Below are 20,909 nucleotides of genomic sequence, written 5' to 3' on the forward strand. Positions count from 1 at the left end.
GTCGGCCATCGCCGCCGCCGGGCAGAGCCCAGAGGCCGTTGTCCCGGCGCCGCTGGAGCAGGATTCGCCCGGTGTCGTCGGTGACGACGGCGGACGCGGCGACAACCAAGCTGTTCGGCTCAGGGGCGTCGGGATCGTCGTAATACTCGGTCCGCGCCATCGGTCACCTTTCCTCCACCGGCGTCGCCGTCGTCCACACGGCGTTGAAGCTCTGGACGTAGGTGTCGAACATGCCATCCTCACGGTGTCGGCGGAGGTGCCAGACGGGTGCGCCGTACGCGTTCACCCACGACTTCTCTTCCTGGCCCCGTTGCTGGACGTTCGAACTGTTGGGGACGGCGACAGCTGTCTGTCGAGCCTGGCCGACGAATTCGAGGCTGTACAGCTCAAGGCGGGGGCCGAACTCCTCGGCCATACGAGCGAGATGCTCAGCGATCACAAGGTCAGCGCGCGGGAACCGCGGTTCCTCGTGAAGTGCCTGAGTGAGGCGCTGTGCGACGCGTTGCGGGTCGCCGAGAGCCGGGGCGGGCGGCTGCCCAGGCGCGCCGACAGTGAACCGCTAGACGACCCGGACGGTGGCCCGAAGCTTGGCAGCGAGAGCATGTCGCCCTCACCGCACTGGTGTTGACGACGGCCGAGGCGGAGCAACTGCACGCCGCTCTGTGTTACGCGCTCGGCAATCAGCCCGCTCCCGCCGGTGTGCCGGAATGCCGTGAGTCGATTCACTACCCCGGTGGCCGACAGCGTTACTGAGGTCCGACCTGGCACGGAGGGTTGGACGCACAACAACCTCAGCCCGTCGCCTCGCTCTGCGCGCGGCGGCGGGCGCGGGTGCGGCGCCACAGGGCGGGGGCGGCGCCGAGCAGGATGGTGAGGGCGATCGCGGCCGCCACGCCCTCCCAGGGGCGGTCGAAGAGCGAGCCGCCCAGGATGCCGATGAGCGCGTACGTGCCCGACCAGGCCAGCACCGCCGGGACGTCGCCGTGCGCGAAGCGGCGCAGCGGCATCCGGGCGAGCAGACAGGCGAGCATCACCGGGATCCGGCCGGCCGGGACGAGCCGGGACAGCACCAGCACGGCCACCTCGTGCTCGTCGAGGCGGCCCTGGGCCTGGGCCAGGCGCTCGGGCGCGGCGCGGCCGCGGAGTTGGGCGAGCCAGCGGGAGCCGTTCTTGGAGCGGAGCCCGCGCCGGCCGAGCCAGTACAGGGAGATGTCCCCGAGGAAGGCGGCGGAGGAGGCGAGGGAGAAGACGATGAGCAGCGACAGGGGCGGCACGCTCTGGTGGATGGCCACCACCGCCGCGGAGCTGACCACCGCGCCCGTCGGCACCACCGGCACCAGGGAGCCGAGCACCACCAGCAGGAACAGCGAGGGGTAGCCCACCGCCTGCTGGGTGGACTCGGTCGGCACGCTCCGCGCGAGGTCGCCGAGTTCGTCGAGGAGGCGGTCGATCACCTGGCGGTCTCCAGACGTACGCACTCGCCGTGCCCCAGGGCGTGCACCGCCGCGTCGGGGGCCAGCCGAGCGGCGTGCCGGACGAAGTCCTCGCCCGGCGCGTGGAATTCGTGCGGCCGCACCCCGTCCAGGCCGATCGGCCAGTACGTGCCGTAGTGCACGGGCACCGCGCTGCGCGCGCCCAGCCGGGACAGCGCCTCGGCGGCGCGGTGGGCGTCGAGGTGGCCGTGGCCGAGGTAGGGGCCCCAGCCGCCGACCGGCAGCAGCGCCACGTCGCAGTCGCCCACCGCCCGCGCCATGCCGTCGAACAGCCCGGTGTCGCCCGCGAAGTACGTCGTCGCCTCGCCGCGCAGGACGTAGCCGAGCGCGGGCACCCGGCTCGGCCCGTACGGCAGCCGCCTGCCGTCGTGCGCGGCCGGCACGGCCCGTATCCGCACCTCGCCCACCGCGATCTCCTCGCCCGGCCGCACCTCCGTGACCCGCAGGTCGCGCGCGACGGCCACCCGCCGCAGCCCCGGCACAGCCCGCCCGGCACCGCGCGGCACGACCAGCCGGGTGCCGGGGCGCAGCCGCATCAGCGAGGCGAGGTGGAGGTGGTCGGCGTGCAGATGGGAGACCAGCGCCACATCGGCGACCGCGGCGGCGGGCGGCGGCACGGCGCCCCGGCGGCGCCGCAGATGCGCCAGCCGCCGTACGAACAGCGGGTCGGTCAGCACCCGCACGCCGGAGTCCCGCACGGTGGTCGTGGCATGCCCCCACCAGGTGACCTCCACCGACACCCGGAGCCTCCCTCCCTCGTCGTGCCGCCCGCGCCGGCGGGCGCGTGCCCGTCGATCCTCTCACTGAGCACGGTCGGCGGTTGAAGGGCCTCCCTCGGGGTATGCATGACTCATGCATGTACGCGCGAACGACACCGAACGCGTCGCCAACCTGCTCGGGGCCGCGGCGCTGGCCATCACCGACGACCTGCTCACCGCCCCCGTGGCGGCCTCCAGCCTCAGCATGAGCGCGGCCGCCGCGCTGGTGGTGCTGCACGCCGACCCGGGCGTGAGCGTGACCGAACTCGGCCGCAGGGTCGGCCTCACCCAGTCCGCGGCGGTGCGGATGGTCGACGGCCTGGAGCGCGGCGGGCTCGTCGAGCGGCGGCGCTCCATCGGCAACTGGACCGGTGTCCACCCCACCGCCAAGGGCCGCCGGACCGCCGAACACCTGCTGACCGCCCGCACCTCCCGCCTCGCCACCGCGCTCGACGCCCTCGACCGGGCCGAGGTCCGGGCCCTCGGCGGACTGCTGGAGAAGCTGCTCGACGGGCTGTACCGCGGCTGTGGCGACGCCGACCGGATGTGCCGCCTGTGCGACCGGGCCGCGTGTACGCCCGAGGGCGTCGCGTGCCCCGTCGGAGCCGCCGACCGGGCGGCGCGGGGCCACGGGCCCGAGACCCCCGACAGCCACACCACCCCCGGGGCCGCCGGTGGGCCCGGGAGCTGAGCGGGCCCGGGGCGAACCGCTGCCGTGGTCCCGCGCGATATTCCGTGGCCCGGGCACCCACCCGTACGGCACGATGGCGGCCACCGACCCCATGAGGAGGACGACCGCCGTTGCCGCCCGACATACCCGAAGCGACCGACGACCCGGCCCAGCTGTCCGAGCGCTTCGTCCGGGACGGGTTCGTCGTCCTGCGGGAGGCCTTCCCGCGCGAGGTGGCCGCCGAGTGCCGCGACATCCTGTGGCGCGACACCGGCTGTGATCCCCGCGACCCGGCCACCTGGACCCGGCCCGTCGTGCGCCTCGGCGGCTACGCCCAGGAGCCCTTCCGCCGCGCGGCCACCATGCCCCGGCTGCACGCGGCCTTCGACACCCTGGTCGGGCAGGGCCGCTGGGAGCCGCTCCAGGGGCTGGGCACCTGCCCGGTGCGCTTCCCCCACGCCGACCCGCCCGGCGACGAGGGCTGGCACATCGAGGGCAGCTACACCCGCCAGGGCGAGTCCTGGCCCCCGTACGTCAACGTCCGCTCGAGCGGCCGAGCCCTGCTGACGCTCTTCCTGTTCTCCGACGTGTCCGAGGACGACGCCCCGACCCGCATCCGCGTCGGCTCCCACCTGTACGCCCCGTCCCGGCTGCGCCCGGCGGGGGAGGAGGGCCTGAGCTTCCTCGACGTGGCGGCCACCGGCCTGTTCGACGCCACCGCCGACCTGCCGGAGGCCCTGGCCACCGGCCGGGCCGGGGACGTGTTCGTCTGCCACCCCTTCCTGGTGCACGCCGCCCAGCCGCACCGCGGCACCGAGCCCCGGTTCATGGCCCAGCCGCCGCTGTACCCTGCCCCCGGACAGCCGATCCGGCTGGAGCGGGAGGACGGGGACTACTCGCCGGTCGAGCGGGCCATCCGGCGCGGACTCGCCCAGCCCGGGCCCGCCTCCTGACGCGCCGATCCGCACGCCTTGCCACATCCGCCCGCACACCCCGAAGGAAGGCCCGTACGTGTCCTCGGAACTGCACCGTCGCGCGGTGGTCGCCGACGCCCACAACGACCTGCTGATCGCGGTCACCGCCCGCCCGCCGCGCCGCTGGGCCTCCTTCTTCCGCGACCAGTGGCTGCCCCAGCTGCGCGCGGGCGGGGTGGACCTCCAGGTGCTGCCGGTCTTCATCGAGGACCGGTTCCGTCCCGAGGGCGCCCTGCGCGAGACGCTGCGGATGATCGAGTGCGCGCACACCCTGGCCGAGGGCAACGCGGACGAGGTACGGCTGTGCCTGGACGGGGCCGACATCGACCGCGCCCTGGAGGAGGGCAGGATCGCGCTGGTCCTGGCGCTGGAGAGCGCCCCGGGCCTGGACGCGAACGTGGAGCTGCTGCCGACCCTGCACCGGCTCGGCGTGCGCGTGGCGTCCATCGCCCACTGGGGCCGTACCGCCCTGGCCGACGGCAGCGGCGAGGACGCCACCGGCAGCCGGCTCACCGAGGCGGGGGTGGCGGCGCTGGCGGAGATGGAGCGCCTGGGCATCCTCTTCGACGTCTCCCACCTGAGCGCGTCGGGCGTCGCCCATGTGCTGGAGCTGGCGACCCGGCCCGTGCTGGCCACCCACTCCTCCGCCCGCGCCCTGCTGGACCACCACCGCAACCTGACCGACGAGCAGATCCGGGGCATCGTCGGCACCGGCGGCATGGTGTGCGTGAACTTCCTCGGCGAGTTCCTGGCCACCGACCCCGCCGAGCGCACGGTGGACCGGCTGGCCGACCACATCCTGCACATCGCCGAGGTCGCGGGCGTGGACCGGGTGGGCCTGGGGCCGGACTTCATCAAGGAGGTCAGCGCGGACACCAGCCCGCCGTGCTGCGAGGACCTGGAGTACGCGGAGTTGGTGGTGCCGGGCCTCGAGGGCCCCCGCGGCCTGCCGCTGGTGACGGAGGCGCTGGTCCGCAGGGGCCTTCCCGAGGCCGACATCGCCAAGGTGCTCGGCGGGAACCTCCTGGCCCTGTTCCGCAAGGAGCTGGGCCGCCCCGCGTAGGCCGTCCCGCGGAGGCCGCCCCGCGTGATGCCCACCCCGTGGTCGGGCTTGTAGGGAAACCGGGCGCGCCGGGCCTCGGGTCGGCTGTGACACGCTGGGGGCGCCCGCGTGTGCCGAGCGGGCGTGGATACGCGAGGTGAGTGCGGCGTGCAGATGGCCCGTTGGAAATCCGTGGGCGCGGCCCTGCTGCGGGTGATCGCGGTGTGGGCCGTGTCCACGCTCACCATGCTGGCCCTCGCGGGCATCCTGCCCGACTTCCGGCTGCAGTCCCCCGACGGGGACAGCGCGACCCGGGTCGCCGTCACCGCCGCGAGCGGGGCGGGGGCCTTCGGCCTGCTCAGCGCGCTGGTGTGGCCCCTGCTGGTGCGCGCCCTGCTGCTGGTGCCCGCCTTCGTGCTCGGGCTGCTGGTCTTCGCGCTCAACGGCTCGCTGCTGCTGCTCGCGCTGAACCTGATCCCCGACGGGCGCGGGACCGCCGAGCCGGAGACCGCCGTGGTGGTGGCGGCCGTGATGTCCGCCGCGTCCTCGGCGACCAGCACCTTCCTCACCGTACGGGACGACGAGGCCTACCACCGGCGGCTGGTGCGGCTCGCGGACCGAAGACGCCGCCGGCTGGGTGGCGGCGACGGCCGGCCCCAGCCGCCCGGCACGGTGTTCCTCCAGCTCGACGGGGTGGGACACGATGTGCTGCGGGACGCGGTGCGGCCCCGCGGAAACCGGCCGCCGCTCATGCCGACCCTCGCCGGCTGGGTGGACACCACCCATACGCTCACCCCCTGGCGCACCGACTGGTCCAGCCAGACCGGCGCCAGCCAGCTCGGCATCCTGCACGGCTCCAACGAGGACGTGCCCGCCTTCCGCTGGTACGAGAAGGACACCGGCCGGGTGATGGTCAGCAACCGGCCCACCAGCGCCGCCGAACTGCAGCGCCGGGCCGCCGCCCGCACCGGCCACGAGGGACTGCTCACCGTCGACGGGGCCAGCCGCGGCAACCTGTTCACCGGCGGGGCCGAGGAACTGGCCCTGGTGCTCTCCGTGGCCGCCCGGCGCGGCAGACACAACCGCTCCAGGAGCGGCTACTTCGCGTACTTCAGGGACCCGGCGAACGCCACCCGCACCGCCGGCTCCTTCCTCGCCGAGGTCCTCCGCGAACTCGGCCAGTCCACGCGCGCCCGGCTGCGCCGCGAGACGCCGCGCGTGGGGCGTGGCGGGCTGTACCCCTTCATCCGCGCCTTCGCCACCGTCGTGGAGCGGGACGTGGTGGTCGCCGCGGTGATGGGGGACGTCCTCTCCGGGCGCACCGCGATCTACGCCGACCTGGTGGCGTACGACGAGGTCGCCCACCACTCCGGACCGCGCAGCCGCGACACCCACCAGGTGCTGCGCCGCCTGGACCGCTGTGTCGCCCTGATCGCCAGGGCCGTCGAGCACGCGCCGCGCGACTACCGGATCGTGCTGCTCTCCGACCACGGGCAGAGCCCCGGCGCGACCTTCGCCGACGCCTACGGCCTCACGCTGGAGGACCTGGTCAGGGCCGGATGCGGACTGCCCGTGCCGCGCCGCGCCGAGCGCACCCCCACCGGAGCGGAGGCCCGCGAGACGGCGCGCGCCGCCCTGCGCCGCCCCGAGCGGGCCGGCGATGGGCACTGCCCGTCCGACACGGGGTCGGACGGCTACGGCCCGTCGGATCCCGTGGTGCTGGCCTCCGGAAACCTCGGGCTGGTGTCCTTCCCCGACGTGCCGGGGCGGATGAGCCGCGAGGAGATCGACCGCCGCCACCCGGGGCTGCTGCGCGCCCTCGCCGATCACCCCGGCGTGGGCTTCCTGCTCGTACGCTCCGAGCGACACGGCGCGGTGGTGCTGGGCGCGGACGGGGCCGAGCACCACCTCGACACCGGCCGGGTCGTGGGGCGCAGCCCGCTGGAGGTGTTCGGCGAGGGCGCCGTGGCCGCCGTGCGGCGCACCGCGCGCTTCCCGAACGCCGCCGACATCATGGTCAACTCCGCGTACGACCCGGTGACCGGCGAGGTGCACGCCTTCGAGGGGCAGATCGGCTCGCACGGCGGGCTCGGCGGGGCGCAGAGCCACCCGTTTCTGCTGTGGCCCGTCGAGCTCAGCCCGCCCACCCGGCCGGGCGAGGAGCTGGTGGGGGCCGAGCGGGTGCACGCGGTGCTGCGGCGCTGGCTGCGGGAGGCGGACGGCCCGCAGATCCCGCGGCAGGTGGCCGCCGCTGCCGCGGCAGCGGGCACGGGCACGGGCACGGGCGCGGGCCCAGGCACGGGCGAGGAATCACGGCGGCCCGGCCCCCTCGCCGCAGCATCTCCGGCGGTCCCGCCGCCCCTGCCGGACAAAACCCGGTGATTTTGTGTACCGTGCACCTTCCCTGACCATGGCAGAATGCACGACCCGCACCCCGCCCGCCGCTTCGGCCTGCCCACGGCGACCGCGCTCGTCATGGGGAACATCATCGGCGGCGGCATCTTCCTGCTGCCCGCCTCCGTCGCCCCGTACGGCACCGTCAGCCTGCTCGCCTTCGCCGTCCTGACCGTGGGCGCCGTCGCGCTCGCGCTCGTCTTCGGGCGGCTGGCGGAGCGCGACCCGCGCACCGGCGGGCCGTATGTCTACGCGCGCGCGGCGTTCGGCGACTTCGCGGGGTTCCTGTCCGCCTGGTCGTACTGGACCATGACCTGGGTGAGCAACGCGGCGCTGGCGGTCGCGGCCGTCGGCTACGTCCACGTGCTCGCCCCCGGGCACGAGTCCAAGGGTGTGGACCTGGCCGTGGCGCTGCTCGCGCTGTGGCTGCCGGCCCTCGCGAACCTGGCGGGCACGCGCTGGGTGGGCGCGGTGCAGATCGTCTCCACGGTGCTGAAGTTCGTGCCGCTGCTGTTTGTCGCCGTCGCCGGACTCTTCTTCTTCGACCCCCACAACCTCGGCCCGTTCAACACCGGCGGCGGCAGCGGGATCGGCGGCCTCTCGGCGGCGGCCGCGATCCTGCTCTACAGCTACGTGGGCGTCGAGTCCGCGTCGATGAGCGCGGGCGAGGTGCGCGACCCGGAGCGCAACGTGGGGCGGGCCAGCGTGCTGGGCACCGTCGGCGCCGCCGTGGTCTACCTCATCGGCACGCTGTCGGTCTTCGGCACCGTCGCCCACCGGGACCTGGTGCACTCCACCGCGCCGTTCTCCGACGCCGTCGACGCCATGTTCGGCGGCTCCTGGGGCGGCACCCTCATCGCCCTGGCCGCCGTGGTGTCCATCGTCGGCGCGCTCAACGGCTGGATCCTGATGAGCGCCCAGGCGCCCTACGCGGCGGCCCGCGACGGGCTCTTCCCCGCCGCCTTCGCCACCAAGCGGCGCGGGGTGCCGACCTTCGGCGTGCTGGTCGGCACGGCCCTCGCCTCGCTGCTGACCGTGATCAACTACACCTCGGGCTCGGGCGGGGTGTTCGAGACCCTGGTCCTCATCACCACCTTCTCGGCGACCGTCCCGTATCTGCTGGCCACCGGCGCGCAGGTGCACTTCCTGCTGTCGGGGCGCCGGGACGAGGTGCGCCCCCGCCGCTTCGCCCGGGACCTGGTGCTCGCGCTGGTCGGCTTCGGCTTCTCCTTCTGGCTGGTCGCGGGCGCCGGATACGCCGCCGTGTACCAGGGCACGCTCTTCCTCTTCGCCGGTGTGCTGGTGTACGTCCTGATGGCCGCCCGCCGCGCCGCCACCCGGCCGGGCCCCGACCCGCGGGCCGCCTCGCAGGCCGACCCGCGGGCCGTCCCGCAGACAGCCCCGCAGACAGCCCCGCAGGCGGCCCCGGCGGACGGCGCGTCCCCGGCGGCCGAGACCGTCGGCTGAGGGCCGACGCGCGCCTTACGCGCCCGCGTCAGGCCTTGCGCGCCCGGGCGGCCGCGCGCCCGGGCAACCCCGCCGCCAGCGGCACACCGGCCGCGGCCACGGCCGCGAGCACCGGCAGCGTGACGCCCATCGCGGGCAGGAACTCGCCGCCCGCCCACAGCGGCCCGCCGCCGCCCGGACCGCCGCCCGCGCGGGGCGCGGCGAGGGCCATCAGCGTGGTCGCCCCGGCGACCCCCAGCGTCGGGCCCACGTTCAGCGCGGTCTGCTGGAGCCCCCCGGCCACCCCCGCGTGGTCCACCGGCGCGTGGCGCACGATCACGGAGGTCGTGGTGACCATCACCGCGCCGAAGCCGGCGCCCATCAGGAGGAAACAGCCGCCGATCGCCAGGGCCGTCGAGCCCGCGTCGAGCCGGGAGAACAGCAGCAGGCCGAGCGCCAGCAGCGCCATCCCCGCCATCGCCGTCCGGCGCGCCCCGTACCGGCGCAGCGGACGGACGCAGACCGGCGCGCCCAGCACCATCATCGCGGGCAGCGGCAGCGCTCTCAGCCCGCTCTCCAGCGGGTCGAGCGCGAGCACGTCCTGGAGGAAGTACGTGCCGACGAACAGGGCCCCGAAGACCGACGCCGACGCGGCCACCAGGACGCTCAGGCCCGAGGCGACCGGCGCGGACCGCAGCAGGCCGGGCGGCACCAGGGGGTGCGCGGTGCGCCGCGCGTGCCGGACGAGGGCGCCGCCGGCGGCCGCGACGGCGGCGAGGCCGAGCGCGGTGGCCGCCGTCCAGCCGGTCTCCGGTATCGCGACGAGCGTGTGCACCAGACACACCAGCGCCACCGCGAGCAGAAAGGCGCCGGGCAGGTCGAGCCGGACGCCGGGCGCCGCCTTCGGCGCCGGGAGGCGGACGACGAGCGCCCCGACGCCGATCGCCAGCGCCGGTACGACGCTCAGGAAGAAGACGGCGCGCCAGCCCAGGTGGGCGGTCAGCGCCCCGCCGACCACCGGCCCGGTCGCGGCCGCCACCCCGATGGCGCTGGTGCGCCAGGCGATGGGCACGCCGATCCGGTCCGGCGGATACGCGGCCCGCAGCATCCCCAGGGTGGCCGGTTGCAGCAGCGCGCCGAAGACCCCCTGGGCGACGCGCAGCCCGATCACCCAGCCGATCCCGGGCGCCAGGCCGATGCCCGCCGAGGTGGCGGCGAAGCCCAGGGTGCCGACGGCGAAGAGCCGCTGGTGGCCGTAGCGGTCGCCGAGGCGGCCGGCGAAGACCAGCAGGCCCGCCACGGCGATGAGATAGCCGGTGCTGGTCCACTGGACGGCGGTGAACGAGGCGTGCAGGTCCCGCCGCATGGCGGGCTGCGCGATGGTCAGCACCGTGCCGTCCAGGGCGACGATCACGGCCCCGGTGACGCTTCCGACGAGCGTCAGCAGTTGGTGGCGGGGGCGCGGTGGGGTCATCCCTCCTCCGGCCCGCGGGTCGGCCCCAGGTGCGCCTCCAGCGTGGCGCGCAGCAGCGGCTCGACGTCGTCGGTGGCCACCGCGAGCTGGAGGCTGCCCCACCCCCACAGCTGGGCGACGCCGTGCAGATTGGCCCACAGCGCGCCCGCGACGACCCGCGCCTCCGCGTCCGCCGCCGGCCGCGCCCGGGCCACCAGGTCCACCAGCACCTCGAACAGCGGCAGGCTGGTGTCGCGCAGGCCGAGGCGGTCGCTCTCCAGCAGGTCGTGACGGAACATCAGCTCGAACATGCCGCGGTTGCCCAAGGCGAACTCCAGATAGGCCCGGCCCAGCGCCATCAGCTGGTCGCGCGGCCCCGCCCGGCCGTCGCCGACCGCCTCGGCGACCTCGGCGGCCAGCGCGCCGAAGCCCTGGCGCGCGATCGCGGACAACAGATCCAGGTGGGTGGGGAAGTAGCGGCGCGGGGCCCCATGGGAGACCCCGGCCCGGCGGGCGATCTCCCGCAGCGACAGGGACTGCATCCCCTCGCTGGTCACCAGGTCGACGCCGACCTCGATCAGACGGGACCGCAGCCCCGTTTCCTGCTCACTCATAGACACTGTCTACCAAAGAGCGTAGACACTGTCTACTCGGCTTCCCGGTCGGCCTACTTCCCCTCCCCGCCGACGCGTTGGGACAGAATGAGGCGCCAAGGCAAGCCGACGCCCTGGAAGAACGTGAGGCCCAGATGACCGAGCAGTATCCGCCGACGCCCCCTCAGCCCGCCGGTGTCCCCTCCCAGCCCGGACCGCCCCCCGCCTTCTCCGCCGCCCCGGCCGGGCCGTCGCGGCCGGGCCGGTTCTCGCCGCGTCACCCCCTGGTCAGCGGGGTGATCGGGCTCGTCGTCGGGCTCGCCCTGGCCGGCATACCGGTCCTGCTCTCGGACGACGACGGCGGCGCGGGCTTCGGCGGCGGGGGCGGCGGCGCCGAACTCACCGCACCCGCGAAACTCGGCGAGCTCAGACCCTTCGCGGACGTCCAGCGCAAAGAGGGCGCCCCCAAGGCGGGGAAGATGGCGGACGGCCTCGTCGAGGAGGACCGCAAGAGCGGTGAGCGCCTGTCCGACGCGTACGGCGGTGCCGCCGCCGTGGTGAAGCGGTACGCCGACGACGACGTCCGGACAACCGTCACCCTGGTGGCGGTCCGCAGCCGCTCGCCGAAGCCGTACGTCCCCTACGAGGACCGCGAGAGGCTCGCCCTGGCCGTGCCGCCGGACGAGCTGAAGGTGATCGGTGAGGTCTCCTGCGTGCTCTACAACCAGCCCACACCGGCCGGTTCCAAGCCCACCGCGGAGTCCGTGCATGTCACCTACTGCCAGCGCACGGGCGATGGGCTCACCGTCCAGATCCGGCCGAGCGGCAGCGGCCTGGCCAACCGGCCCGCCAAGGTCGCGGACCTCGTGGAGAAGGCCTGGTCGGAGCTGTCCTGAGCGGCCGTCCCGAGCGGCCTTCCCGAGCCGGGCCGGCTCCATTACCTGGCGGGTAATCGACCGGGAAGCCGGGCGACGGCAAGGTTGGGGCATCGGGTTCCGGGCCGGCGCACTCCGGCTCGGAACCCGGCCCCACCAGCGCGTTTCATGACGCCATGACCGAGGAGAGCCTTGCCATGACCGCCCAGTCGCAGTACGAGACCGCCGTCGCCCGCTACTTCGAGGCGTGGAACGCGACCGACCCCGAGGCCCGCGCCAAGGCCGTGGCCGCCGCCTGGACCGAGGACGGCGGCTACACCGACCCGCTCGCCGACGTCAGCGGCCACGACCAGCTCGCGGCGGTCATCGCCGGGGCCCAGGAGCAGTTCCCCGGCTTCGTCTTCCAGCACACCGGGACCGTGGACGGACACCACCACACCGCCCGCTTCACCTGGGAGCTGGTCTCCACGGCCGACGGCTCCGCGCCGGTCGCCGGCTTCGATGTGATCACCCTGGCCGAGGACGGCCGGATCCGCTCCGTCCTCGGCTTCCTGGACCGGGTCCCGGCGGCGCCTACGGCATGAGCCGCCGCAGGGTCCGCGCCGTCTCCGGGTCGGCCGGCAGCAGGGTCTCGATGGCCAGCTCGGAGACGGTGACGTCCATGGGGGTGTTGAAGGTCGCGATCGTGGAGACGAAGGACAGCACATGCCCGGCGTGCTCGATCACCATGGGCAGCGCGAACGGCGCGTGGTCCCCGCCCACGGCCGCCTCCTCCCGGCCCCCCACGCCCACCGGATAGGCGCTGACCTCCTCGTATAGCTTCCGCAGCGGCGAGGACCGCATCAGCGCGAGCTGCCGCTCCATCTGCTCCAGCAGATGGCCGCGCCACTCCCGCAGATTGCGGATGCGCGGGGCCAGGCCGTCGGGGTGCAAGGTGATGCGCATCGCGTTCATCGGCGGCCGGAGGAGGTGCTCGGCGACCCCCTCCAGCAGCATCCCCATGCCCCGGTTGGCCGCCACCACCTGGTACATGCCGTCGACCACGACCGCCGGGTACGGGTCGTAGCCCGTCAGCAGCCGCTCCATGCCCTCGCGCAGGGGCCCCATCGACGGATCGTCCACCGAGGTCTCCGGGTAGTGCGGCGCGTAACCCGCCGCGATCAGCAGGGCGTTGCGCTCGCGCACGGGTACGTCGAGGTGCTCGGCGAGCCGCAGCACCATCTCCTGGCTGGGCCTGGCCCGCCCGGTCTCGATGAAGCTGATGTGGCGGGCGGAGGAGTCGGCGCGCAGCGCGAGCTCGAGCTGGCTGATCCGCCGCCGGTCCCGCCATTCGCGCAGCAGCGCCCCCACCCCCGGGGCAATCACGGCAGTCGTCATGCCCCGACGGTAACCGAACGCGCGTCCCCGCCCCGCGCGTGGCCCGCGCGGCGCGTGGGAAGGTGGGAGGAGTCGCGACGAAAGGGATACCCCATGGCAGTCGAGCCGCTGACGGACGAGGAGATCGAGCGGGGTCTGGCGGACCTCCCCGGCTGGTCGCTGCGGGACGACCGGCTGGTGCGCACGTACTCCTTTCCCGGACACCTGGCCGCCGCCCGGCTGGTCGCCGAGGTCGCCGAGGCGCAGGAGGAGCTGGGACACCACTCCGACCTGACGCTCGGCTACAACAAGGTCGGGGTCTCGGTGAACACCCACAGCGCCGGCGGCAAGGTGACCGAGCTGGACCTCCGGCTGGCGCGCCGCGTCGAGGAGATCGCCCGCGTACAGGGCGTGGCCTAGCCGCCCCCCGGCTGGGGCCCGCGCCCGCGGAGCCCGCGCCCGGCGGGGCCCCGGTATCAGACCCTCCGCTTGCGGGACCGGCAACAAAGTTTGCCGTCGCCACGGCGACCGGAGCACCCTCCTGACATGACCGGACACCAGCACACCCACACCCACCACACCCACACCCACACCCACAGCCACGGCCACGGCCACGGCCACGGGCACGGCGACGCCGAGGACTTCGACTGGGCCTCCTTCGGACCGGTCCTCGAACAGAGCGCGGATCTCCACACCCCCGTCGTCGAGCAGGCCGCCGAGTGGCTGCGCGGGCTGCTCACCGGGGCCGTGCGCCGCGCGCTCGACGTGGGCAGCGGGCCCGGCGGCGCCGCCTGCCTGTTCGCCCGCGCCTTCCCCGAGGCCGAGGTGGTGGCCGTGGACGGCACCCCGGAGCTGCTGGCCCTGGCCCGCGACCGCGCGGCCCGGCTCGGCGTCGCCGACCGCGTGCGGACCCACCTGGCCGACCTGCCCGACGGGCTGGCCGGGGCGGGGGAGGCCGAGCTGATCTGGGCCAGCAAGTCGGTGCACCACCTGGGGGACCAGCAGGGGGCCCTCAACCGGCTCGCCGCCGCGCTGCGCCCCGGTGGGGTGCTGGCCGTGGCCGAGGGCGGGCTGCAGCCGCGCGTGCTGCCCCGCGACATCGGCATCGGCCGCCCCGGCCTGCTGACCCGCCTCGACGCCGCGCAGGAGGAGGGGTACGCCGACATGCGGGCCGGGCTGCCCGGCGCCGAGGAGACGGTCGAGGACTGGCCGGCCATGCTCACGGCCGCCGGGCTGACCGGCGCCCGCAGCAAGTCCTTCCTGCTCGACCTGCCCGCCCCGCTCGACCCCCCGGCCCGCCGCTTCCTGCACGCCGAGCTCGCCCGGCTGGCCGAACGGCTGGCCGACCGCCTCGACGCGACCGACCGCGCCACGCTCGACCGGCTGCTCGACCCCGACGACGAGGCGGGCGTGCTGCGCCGGTCGGACGTGTTCTGGCTGAGCGCCACCACCGTCCACGCGGCGGTCCGGCCCGCCGACTGAGCCCGGCGCCCTGCCCGGCGCCCGGCGTCCGGGCCGCGCGCCCGGGCCCCGGCGGCGGCCGGGGCCCGGGCGCGCTGCCCTGCCGTCAGCCGGTTTTGAGGGCGAGGCCGTACGCCTCGAGGATCGGGTTGACCGGCTGGAAGTACGTGGTGCCGCCGGCCGTGCAGTTGCCGGAGCCGCCCGAGGTGATGCCCTGGGCCTGGCTGCCGGAGATGTACGAGCCGCCGGAGTCGCCGGGCTCGGCGCACACGGTCGTCCGGGACAGGCCGCTGACCAGGCCCTCGGTGTACCGCACACTGGTGTCGAGCTGCTCGATCGTGCCGCAGTGCCAGCCGGTCGTCGAGCCGGAGCGGCAGACGGAGGAGCCCACCGGTGCCTGCTGGGAGCCGGCGACCGTGACGGCGGCGCCGCCCGGGCCGAGCACCACGGGGCCGGGCGCCCATTCGCCGCTGACCGCCACCCACGCGTAGTCGTTGCCCGGGAAGCGCGAGCCCTGGAAGGTGCCCTGGGCGACGCGGTTGACCCCGGTGGTGGTGGCGCCCGCCTGGCCGCAGTGGCCGGCGGTGACGAAGCCGCCCTGGGCGTCCTTCGTCACCGAGAACCCGATCGAGCAGCGGGCGGTGCCGTTGATGTAGTACGCCTCGCCGCCGCGCACGTCGTACAGCGGGTGCGGCTCCTCGGCGGACTCCACGATCCGTACGACGTCCCGCTCCACACCGCTGGCGGCCACGAAGTCGGACGCCTTGGCGGGGTCGGCGGACTGGACCACGACGCTGTTGCTCTTCACATCGACGTACCAGACGGAGGCCGCCCCGGCCGTCGGCGCCCGGCGCTCGGCCGCGCGGTCCAGAGCGGCCTTCGCGGTGGTGAGGTCGTCCAGGCTGTGGCTGACCGTCACGGCCTTGGCGCCGGCGGCGGTGATCGTGCCGTGCCGGGCCTGGTCGGTGGTGGCGACGGTGAGCTCGGCCGTCTTCCCCGTCACCCACGCGCCCCCGAAGGCGGTCCCCAGACTCCTGCGCAGCGCCGGCGCGGCCGTGCCGGCCCGGTATTCGTTGGTGATCCTGGCCTTCGCCTCCTCGGCCGTCAGCCCCAGGTCGCGCCGCATCGAGTCGAGCATCTCGGCGGGGACCTCGGTGGGCACCCCGGTGCGGGCGCCGGCCGTGGGGCCGGGGCCGGCGGCGGGTATCGCGGCCAGGGCGGGTATCCCGGTCAGGGAGAGGGCGGCGATGGCGATGGCACAACCGGCTGTCAGGGCAGGTCTGTGGCTGCGGAGCATCGGGGTGTCTCCTCGTGTCGGGGCTGTGTCGCGGGGGCTGGCGTCAACGTAAGCCGGTACGACACGGGCCGCTCGCCTGCCCGCACCCCTCGGTTGCGCCCCGCCGGACACCCCCGCCCGACGCCCCGGACTCGCCGCCGGAGGCCGCCCGGCGCCCGGCCGGCCCTCCTCCCCGCCCGGCCCCGGGGCGCGGCGACGCCACCCGAACAGCCGCCGCCAACTCAGCGGTTGCGCGACCGCGCCCCCGCCCTCCCCGGGAGTCCGGTGTGGACTCTCCGGGAGGACGGGGGCGCGATGCGGCCGGGGGCGGCCCGGCTCAGGCCACGTTGAAGGTGTCCGGGTCCGGGCCGAGGCGGTTGCCGGAGTCCAGCCCGTCGATCGTGGCGAGGTCGTCCGCGTCCAGCTCGAAGTCGAACACGTCGATGTTCTCCTTGATGCGGGAGGGCGTGACCGACTTGGGGATCACCACATTGCCCAGGTCCAGGTGCCAGCGGAGCACCACCTGCGCCGGGGACTTGCCGTGCTTGTCGGCGATGGCCGCGAGCCGGGCGTCCTCCAGCAGGCCCTTGCCCTGGCCGAGCGGGGACCAGGCCTCGGTGGCGATGTTGTGGCGGGAGTTGAAGGCGCGCAGCTCCGCCTGCTGGAGCTGCGGGTGCAGCTCGATCTGGTCGATCACCGGGGCGATCTCGGTCTCCGAGAGCAGCCGCTGGATGTGGGCCGGGTGGAAGTTGGAGAGCCCGATGGCCTTGGCGCGGCCCTCGGCGTAGATCTTCTCGAACGCCTTCCACGTGTCCACGTACTTGTCGGCCTCCGGCACCGGCCAGTGGATCAGGTACAGGTCCACGTACTCCAGGCCGAGCTTGGACAGCGAGGCGTCGAAGGCGCGCAGCGTGGAATCGTAGCCGTGGTCGGAGTTCCACAGCTTGGTGGTCACGAACAGCTCGTCGCGCGGGAGACCCGACGCGGCGATGGCCCTTCCCGTGCCCTCCTCGTTGCCGTAGATCGCCGCGGTGTCGATGCTGCGGTAACCGGACTCCAGGGCCGTGCTGACGGCGTCGGCGGCCTCGTCGTCCGGGACCTGCCAGACGCCGAAGCCGAGCTGCGGCATGCGGACGCCGTTGTTGAGGGTGATGAAGGGGACCTTGCTCACGAGCGGTCGATCCTTACGTCGAATACGAGTGCGTACGTCTTCAGGGTCAACGGTCGGTGGCGGGGTCGCATTCCCGCCCGGACCCACTGTCCCTCAGTGCCCAGTGGACCCCCGGGTCACACCCCGCGCGAGCCACCGCCCGGGTCCCGCCCCGGCTCAGCCGCGCAGCACCACCAGGTTCTTCCGCAGGTCAGGGCGGTTTCGGGCGGTCGCGGTCCGTTCGGCGGCGAGGTGCGCGGCCTCGTCAAGCGCGGGGGCGGTGTCCAGCAGGCCGTACAGCTCGGCCGCGAAGGCGACCGCCGAGGCGTCGTCGAGCGGACCGCCGTGGGCGACGACCACCGCGGCGGCGTCGGTGAAGAGGCGGGCGGCCCGCTCGCCGTGGCGGGAGGAGAGCACCAGCCCGCGCAGCCGCGCCCCGGCCAGCCGCCGGTAGGCGCCCAGGCGCGCGGCGAGGTGGGCGGCGGACACCGGGTGGGCCCCGCGGCGGGTGTCCTTGAACACCAGTTCGCCGCCGCCGTCGCCACCGTCGTCGCCGCCGTTGCCGCTGTGGCAGTCGTCGTGGCCGTGGCACACCAGGTGCAGCACATCGGGGCGCAGCGTCAGGAGCCCGCGGACGTCGGTGACCGCCCGGGCCGGACACCAGTCCACCGCCAGCGCGCCGCGCGCGGCGCGCTGGACGGCGCGTAACTCCCGCTGCGCCCGCAGCCGCGCCGGGCCGGCCGGGTGGGCGCCGCTCACCAGCACCCGCCGGACGGCGCCCCGGCCCGGTTCGCGGACGGCCGCGCGGAACACCTCGTTGTGCGGGTAGGTGCGGCAGGCCGCGGCCAGCAGGCGCAGCCGGCCGTCGGCCACCCGGCCCCCGGCGACCGCGTCGGCCACCGCGGACCAGTACGCGTGGGCGGCGGTACCGGGCGGACCGGAGGGGCCGGGCGGACGGGAGGGACCGGGCAGGCCGGAGGGGCCGGGCGGACCGGGCGGGCTGGGCGGGCCGGGGGGCCGGTGCGGGGCCGGGACACCCGCCCTGTGCAGCAGGGTCTCGGCGCTGGGGCCGGGCGGGAAGACCCGCGCCAGCTCCCGGATCTCCTCGGCCGTCAACTCCCCGTCCGCGCCCACTGTTCACCGTTCCCGGATCGCCGTCACACCGCGGCCAGCAGCAGCGGTTCGGGCAGTTCCGCCCGGAACCGCCGCAGCACATGCCCTTCGCGTACCGTCGCGCCCACCTCGACCGCGGCCCGGCTGACCGTGGCGCGCGGCGCCCGCACCACCATGGCCAGCCGGTAGGTGCCGCGGATGCGCGCCGTGGGGGTGCGGCGGATCTCCCAGCCCGGGTCGGACCTCAGCTCGCGCCGCGCCTCCAGGCAGATCCGCGTGCCGGGCGCGGGCCGGTGCCGCCCCACGAACCCCAGCCGGGGGCCGAGGTGGGCCGGGCCGGTGTCCGGGAGTTCCCCGCTGAGCTGGAGCGGCGTCATGGACCAGGCCACCGGCTGGAAGGCGGCCCGGCGGTTTCCGGCCGCGTCGGCCGAAAGAGTGAGATCGAGATTGACCGTTTGCAGTTGAGGATTGCCCGTTTCTTCTGTGCAGTTGACCGAAAAGTGCACCAAATGGTAGGCAGCGCTGTCTGCCCGGTCGGCCTTGTTGGCTTCCGATTCCACATACGCTTTCAGCTCCGGGACCCGCCCGACGAGTTCCGCCGTGACCGGCACGGACAGCGGCCCGCCCAGCGCGACCCGCCCGGTCAGCGCGGGCGCCGCTGCGGACCGCGGCGGGACATGGCCCGAAGGCCGGGAGAATTCCTCGGATACCAGTGCCAGCTCGCGCTCGGGAAGTTCGGGGAGAATGATGTCGATCATTTCCGTGCCCCCTTTGCGGCTCAGGATTGGTAGAGCGCCTCGATTTCGACGGCGTACGCCTGCTCGATCGCCTTCCGCTTCAATTTCAGGGAAGGCGTCAGGAGACCATGCTCCTCCGAGAACTGAGCGGCAAGTATCCGGAACGTACGAATCGACTCCGCCTGGGAAACCCGCGTGTTGGCGGCGATCACCGCCCGCCGTATCTCCATTTCCAGATCCGGCTCGCGCACCAGCTCCCGCGCCGCCAGCTCCGGCTTGCCGCGCATCGCCAGCCAGTGCGAGACCGCCTCCGCGTCCAGCGTCACCAGCGCCGCCACGTACGGCCGGTCATTGCCGACCACGATGCACTGCGCGACCAGCGGATGCTCCCTGACCCGCTCCTCCAGGACCACCGGCGAGACGCTCTTGCCGCTGGAGGTCACCAGGATCTCCTTCTTCCGCCCGGTGATGGTCAGATAGCCGTCGTCGTCCAGCGTGCCCAGGTCGCCGGTGGCCAGCCGGCCGTCCCGCAGCACGGCGTCGGTCGCCTCCGGGTCGTCCAGGTAGCCCGCGAAGACCTGGTCGCCGGCCAGCAGCACCTCGCCGTCGTCCGCGATGCGCACCGTGGTGCCCGGCAGCGGGACGCCCACCGTGCCGAAGCGGGTCCGGTCGGGCGGATTGGCGACGGCCGCCGCGGTGGACTCGGTCAGCCCGTACCCCTCGAAGATCGTGACCCCCGAGCCCGCGAAGAACAGCCCGAGCCGCCGCTCCATCGCCGAGCCGCCCGAGAAGGCGTGCCGGACCCGGCCGCCCATCGCCGCCCGCACCTTGCTGTAGACCATCTTGTCGAAGAACTGGTGCTGCACCCGCAGCGAGGCGCTCGGCCCCGGGCCCAGCCCGAAGGCCCTGGCCTCCTGCGCCTCCGCGTACCGCACCGCGATGTCCACGGCCTTCTCGAAGGGGCCGGTCCGGCCCTCCGCCTCGGCCTTCATCCGCGCCGCCGCGAACACCTTCTCGAAGATGTACGGCACGGCCAGGATGAACGTCGGCCGGAACGACTGCAGATCGGGCAGCAGCGCGGCCCCGGTGAGGCTCGGCTGGTGGGCGAGTTTCACCCGGCCCCGGATCGCGGCGACCTCCACCATCCGGCCGAAGACGTGCGCGAGCGGCAGGAACAGCAGCGTCGATGCCTCGTCGCCCCGCTTGGAGTGGAAGACCTCCTCGTAGCGGGCGACCACGGTGTCGCACTCGGCCATCAGATTGGCGTGGGTGATGACACAGCCCTTGGGGCGGCCGGTGGTGCCCGAGGTGTAGACGATGGTCGCCGGGTTCTCGGGCTGCAGCGCCTTGCGGTGGCGGTGCACCACCGCGTCGTCCACCGCCGCCCCGGCCGCGGTCAGCTCGTCCACCGCGCCCGCGTCCAGCTGCCACAGCCGGGTCAGCCGCGGCAGCCGCCCGACCACCGAGCCGATCGTCATGGCGTGGTCCTCGTGCTCCACGACACAGGCGGAGACCCCCGCGTCGTGCAGCATCCAGAAGACCTGCTCGGCGGAGGAGGTGGGGTACATCGGCACGCTCTGCGCCCCGATGGACCACAGCGCGAAGTCGAACAGGGTCCACTCGTAGCGGGTGCGGGACATCACGGCGACCCGGTCGCCGAAGCGCACCCCCTGCGCCAGCAGCCCCTTGGCCAGCGCCAGCACCTCGTCACGGAACTCGCCCGCGGACACGTCCCGCCACTGACCCTCCGCCGTCCTCCGCCCCAGGGCCGCCCGGTCCGGATCCGCGTCCGCGTGCTCGAAGACGGGATCCGCCAGTCCTCCGGCCCGCGGCGGGCTCGTCAGCGGGGGGACGGTGAACTCGCGCAATGACATGCTCCTCGAAGCGCTCCGCACGGCGCCGTGACCGTATCTGATCTGGTCCTATGAGCCCGATGTGCGACTCATGTGTGACGACTTTCTCCACCGAATCTCTCCCATCGGGGCACAGCTCGGGGCCGGGCTCGGGGAGCGGGTGGGGGCACGGCGTGGGCGCGCGGGGGCATGGCGCGGGGCGCGGCGCGGGGCACGGCGCGAGGCATGGCGCGGGGCACGGCGCGAGGCGCGGCGCGGGGCATGG

Annotated in this window: 20 protein-coding genes and 1 pseudogene; 9 read left to right on the forward strand and 12 right to left on the reverse strand. The window is 74.6% G+C overall.

Annotated features, from left to right (window positions below; all coding sequences use genetic code 11):
* From BBH68_RS25395 to BBH68_RS25410, 4 genes and pseudogenes are all read right to left on the reverse strand, one after another.
* The coding region (locus tag BBH68_RS25395) for an NUDIX domain-containing protein (RefSeq protein WP_170066595.1) at positions 1-160 on the reverse strand (160 nt) is incomplete at its 3' end.
* Positions 161-163: 3 nt separating this feature from the next.
* Positions 164-286: pseudogene (locus BBH68_RS25400) on the reverse strand (XRE family transcriptional regulator); the annotation flags it as partial.
* 505 nt (positions 287-791) lie between these two features.
* Positions 792-1,451, reverse strand: coding sequence for a DedA family protein (locus BBH68_RS25405; protein ID WP_065965840.1), 660 nt, complete (start codon positions 1,449-1,451; stop codon positions 792-794).
* A complete protein-coding gene (locus BBH68_RS25410) occupies positions 1,451-2,233 on the reverse strand; it encodes an MBL fold metallo-hydrolase (protein WP_065965824.1) in 783 nt (260 codons plus the stop codon). Before BBH68_RS25410 ends, BBH68_RS25405 begins: the two co-directional genes overlap by 1 nt.
* A 112-nt stretch (positions 2,234-2,345) precedes the next feature.
* Between BBH68_RS25410 and BBH68_RS25415 the strand changes: the two genes are divergently transcribed.
* From BBH68_RS25415 to BBH68_RS25435, 5 genes are all read left to right on the forward strand, one after another.
* Positions 2,346-2,942 (forward strand): MarR family winged helix-turn-helix transcriptional regulator, encoded by a 597-nt coding sequence (locus BBH68_RS25415; RefSeq protein ID WP_065965825.1) that lies wholly within the window; start codon positions 2,346-2,348, stop codon positions 2,940-2,942.
* A gap of 110 nt (positions 2,943-3,052) precedes the next feature.
* Positions 3,053-3,874, forward strand: coding sequence for a phytanoyl-CoA dioxygenase family protein (locus tag BBH68_RS25420; RefSeq protein WP_245738302.1), 822 nt, complete (start codon positions 3,053-3,055; stop codon positions 3,872-3,874).
* 58 nt (positions 3,875-3,932) lie between these two features.
* Positions 3,933-4,958 (forward strand): dipeptidase, encoded by a 1,026-nt coding sequence (locus BBH68_RS25425; RefSeq protein ID WP_065965826.1) that lies wholly within the window; start codon positions 3,933-3,935, stop codon positions 4,956-4,958.
* 153 nt (positions 4,959-5,111) lie between these two features.
* A complete protein-coding gene (locus BBH68_RS25430; protein ID WP_079151202.1) occupies positions 5,112-7,319 on the forward strand; it encodes a phage holin family protein in 2,208 nt (735 codons plus the stop codon).
* A gap of 36 nt (positions 7,320-7,355) precedes the next feature.
* The gene (locus BBH68_RS25435; RefSeq protein WP_065965828.1) at positions 7,356-8,798 is read left to right on the forward strand and encodes an APC family permease; all 1,443 of its coding nucleotides are present in this window, start codon (positions 7,356-7,358) and stop codon (positions 8,796-8,798) included.
* A 28-nt stretch (positions 8,799-8,826) separates the two neighbouring features.
* Here BBH68_RS25435 and BBH68_RS25440 read toward each other — a convergent pair whose 3' ends face one another.
* Positions 8,827-10,251, reverse strand: a complete 1,425-nt coding sequence (locus BBH68_RS25440; protein WP_065965829.1) for an MFS transporter — start codon at positions 10,249-10,251, stop codon at positions 8,827-8,829.
* Positions 10,248-10,844, reverse strand: coding sequence for a TetR/AcrR family transcriptional regulator (locus tag BBH68_RS25445; RefSeq protein WP_065965830.1), 597 nt, complete (start codon positions 10,842-10,844; stop codon positions 10,248-10,250). Before BBH68_RS25445 ends, BBH68_RS25440 begins: the two co-directional genes overlap by 4 nt.
* 134 nt (positions 10,845-10,978) lie before the next feature.
* Between BBH68_RS25445 and BBH68_RS25450 the strand changes: the two genes are divergently transcribed.
* Positions 10,979-11,719 carry a hypothetical protein gene (locus BBH68_RS25450; RefSeq protein WP_079151199.1) on the forward strand — a complete coding sequence of 247 codons (741 nt, stop codon included), beginning with the start codon at positions 10,979-10,981 and terminating at the stop codon, positions 11,717-11,719.
* Positions 11,720-11,895: 176 nt separating this feature from the next.
* Positions 11,896-12,282: a nuclear transport factor 2 family protein gene (locus tag BBH68_RS25455; RefSeq protein WP_065965831.1), complete on the forward strand. Its 387-nt coding sequence runs from the start codon at positions 11,896-11,898 to the stop codon at positions 12,280-12,282.
* Here BBH68_RS25455 and BBH68_RS25460 read toward each other — a convergent pair.
* Positions 12,272-13,075 carry a helix-turn-helix domain-containing protein gene (locus tag BBH68_RS25460; RefSeq protein ID WP_065965832.1) on the reverse strand — a complete coding sequence of 268 codons (804 nt, stop codon included), beginning with the start codon at positions 13,073-13,075 and terminating at the stop codon, positions 12,272-12,274. The genes BBH68_RS25455 and BBH68_RS25460 overlap by 11 nt on opposite strands.
* 93 nt (positions 13,076-13,168) lie before the next feature.
* Between BBH68_RS25460 and BBH68_RS25465 the strand changes: the two genes are divergently transcribed.
* Entirely contained in the window at positions 13,169-13,474 is a 306-nt protein-coding gene (locus BBH68_RS25465; protein ID WP_065965833.1) for a 4a-hydroxytetrahydrobiopterin dehydratase, read from the forward strand.
* Positions 13,475-13,600: 126 nt separating this feature from the next.
* The gene (locus BBH68_RS25470) at positions 13,601-14,536 is read left to right on the forward strand and encodes a class I SAM-dependent methyltransferase (protein ID WP_065965834.1); all 936 of its coding nucleotides are present in this window, start codon (positions 13,601-13,603) and stop codon (positions 14,534-14,536) included.
* 85 nt (positions 14,537-14,621) lie between these two features.
* On the opposite strand, the gene BBH68_RS25475 is transcribed toward BBH68_RS25470, so the two are convergent.
* The 5 genes from BBH68_RS25475 to BBH68_RS25495 all read right to left on the reverse strand — a co-directional run bounded on the left by BBH68_RS25475 (position 14,622) and on the right by BBH68_RS25495 (position 20,659).
* Positions 14,622-15,812: a S1 family peptidase gene (locus BBH68_RS25475; RefSeq protein ID WP_065965835.1), complete on the reverse strand. Its 1,191-nt coding sequence runs from the start codon at positions 15,810-15,812 to the stop codon at positions 14,622-14,624.
* A 316-nt stretch (positions 15,813-16,128) separates the two neighbouring features.
* Entirely contained in the window at positions 16,129-16,962 is an 834-nt protein-coding gene (locus BBH68_RS25480) for an aldo/keto reductase (RefSeq protein ID WP_065965836.1), read from the reverse strand.
* A gap of 156 nt (positions 16,963-17,118) precedes the next feature.
* On the reverse strand, positions 17,119-18,075 hold the full coding sequence (locus BBH68_RS42110) for an effector-associated domain EAD1-containing protein (protein WP_065965837.1): 957 nt from the start codon (positions 18,073-18,075) through the stop codon (positions 17,119-17,121).
* 23 nt (positions 18,076-18,098) lie between these two features.
* A complete protein-coding gene (locus tag BBH68_RS25490) occupies positions 18,099-18,812 on the reverse strand; it encodes a hypothetical protein (RefSeq protein WP_065965838.1) in 714 nt (237 codons plus the stop codon).
* A gap of 20 nt (positions 18,813-18,832) precedes the next feature.
* Entirely contained in the window at positions 18,833-20,659 is a 1,827-nt protein-coding gene (locus tag BBH68_RS25495; protein ID WP_065965839.1) for an AMP-dependent synthetase/ligase, read from the reverse strand.
* Between the last annotated feature and the right edge of the window lie 250 nt (positions 20,660-20,909).

The sequence above is a fragment of the Streptomyces sparsogenes genome, assembly GCF_001704635.1.
GTDB classification, from domain to species: domain Bacteria; phylum Actinomycetota; class Actinomycetes; order Streptomycetales; family Streptomycetaceae; genus Streptomyces; species Streptomyces sparsogenes.

Coding starts and splice junctions, on each gene's coding strand:
- BBH68_RS25430 (WP_079151202.1), top strand. CDS start 5,112: ATGGCCCGTTGGAAATCCGTGGGCGCGGCCCTGCTGCGGGTGATCGCG.
- BBH68_RS25440 (WP_065965829.1), bottom strand. CDS start 10,251: ATGACCCCACCGCGCCCCCGCCACCAACTGCTGACGCTCGTCGGAAGC.
- BBH68_RS25455 (WP_065965831.1), top strand. CDS start 11,896: ATGACCGCCCAGTCGCAGTACGAGACCGCCGTCGCCCGCTACTTCGAG.
- BBH68_RS25460 (WP_065965832.1), bottom strand. CDS start 13,075: ATGACGACTGCCGTGATTGCCCCGGGGGTGGGGGCGCTGCTGCGCGAA.
- BBH68_RS25470 (WP_065965834.1), top strand. CDS start 13,601: ATGACCGGACACCAGCACACCCACACCCACCACACCCACACCCACACC.
- BBH68_RS25465 (WP_065965833.1), top strand. CDS start 13,169: ATGGCAGTCGAGCCGCTGACGGACGAGGAGATCGAGCGGGGTCTGGCG.
- BBH68_RS25475 (WP_065965835.1), bottom strand. CDS start 15,812: ATGCTCCGCAGCCACAGACCTGCCCTGACAGCCGGTTGTGCCATCGCC.
- BBH68_RS25490 (WP_065965838.1), bottom strand. CDS start 18,812: ATGATCGACATCATTCTCCCCGAACTTCCCGAGCGCGAGCTGGCACTG.
- BBH68_RS25435 (WP_065965828.1), top strand. CDS start 7,356: ATGCACGACCCGCACCCCGCCCGCCGCTTCGGCCTGCCCACGGCGACC.
- BBH68_RS25445 (WP_065965830.1), bottom strand. CDS start 10,844: ATGAGTGAGCAGGAAACGGGGCTGCGGTCCCGTCTGATCGAGGTCGGC.
- BBH68_RS25415 (WP_065965825.1), top strand. CDS start 2,346: ATGCATGTACGCGCGAACGACACCGAACGCGTCGCCAACCTGCTCGGG.
- BBH68_RS25450 (WP_079151199.1), top strand. CDS start 10,979: ATGACCGAGCAGTATCCGCCGACGCCCCCTCAGCCCGCCGGTGTCCCC.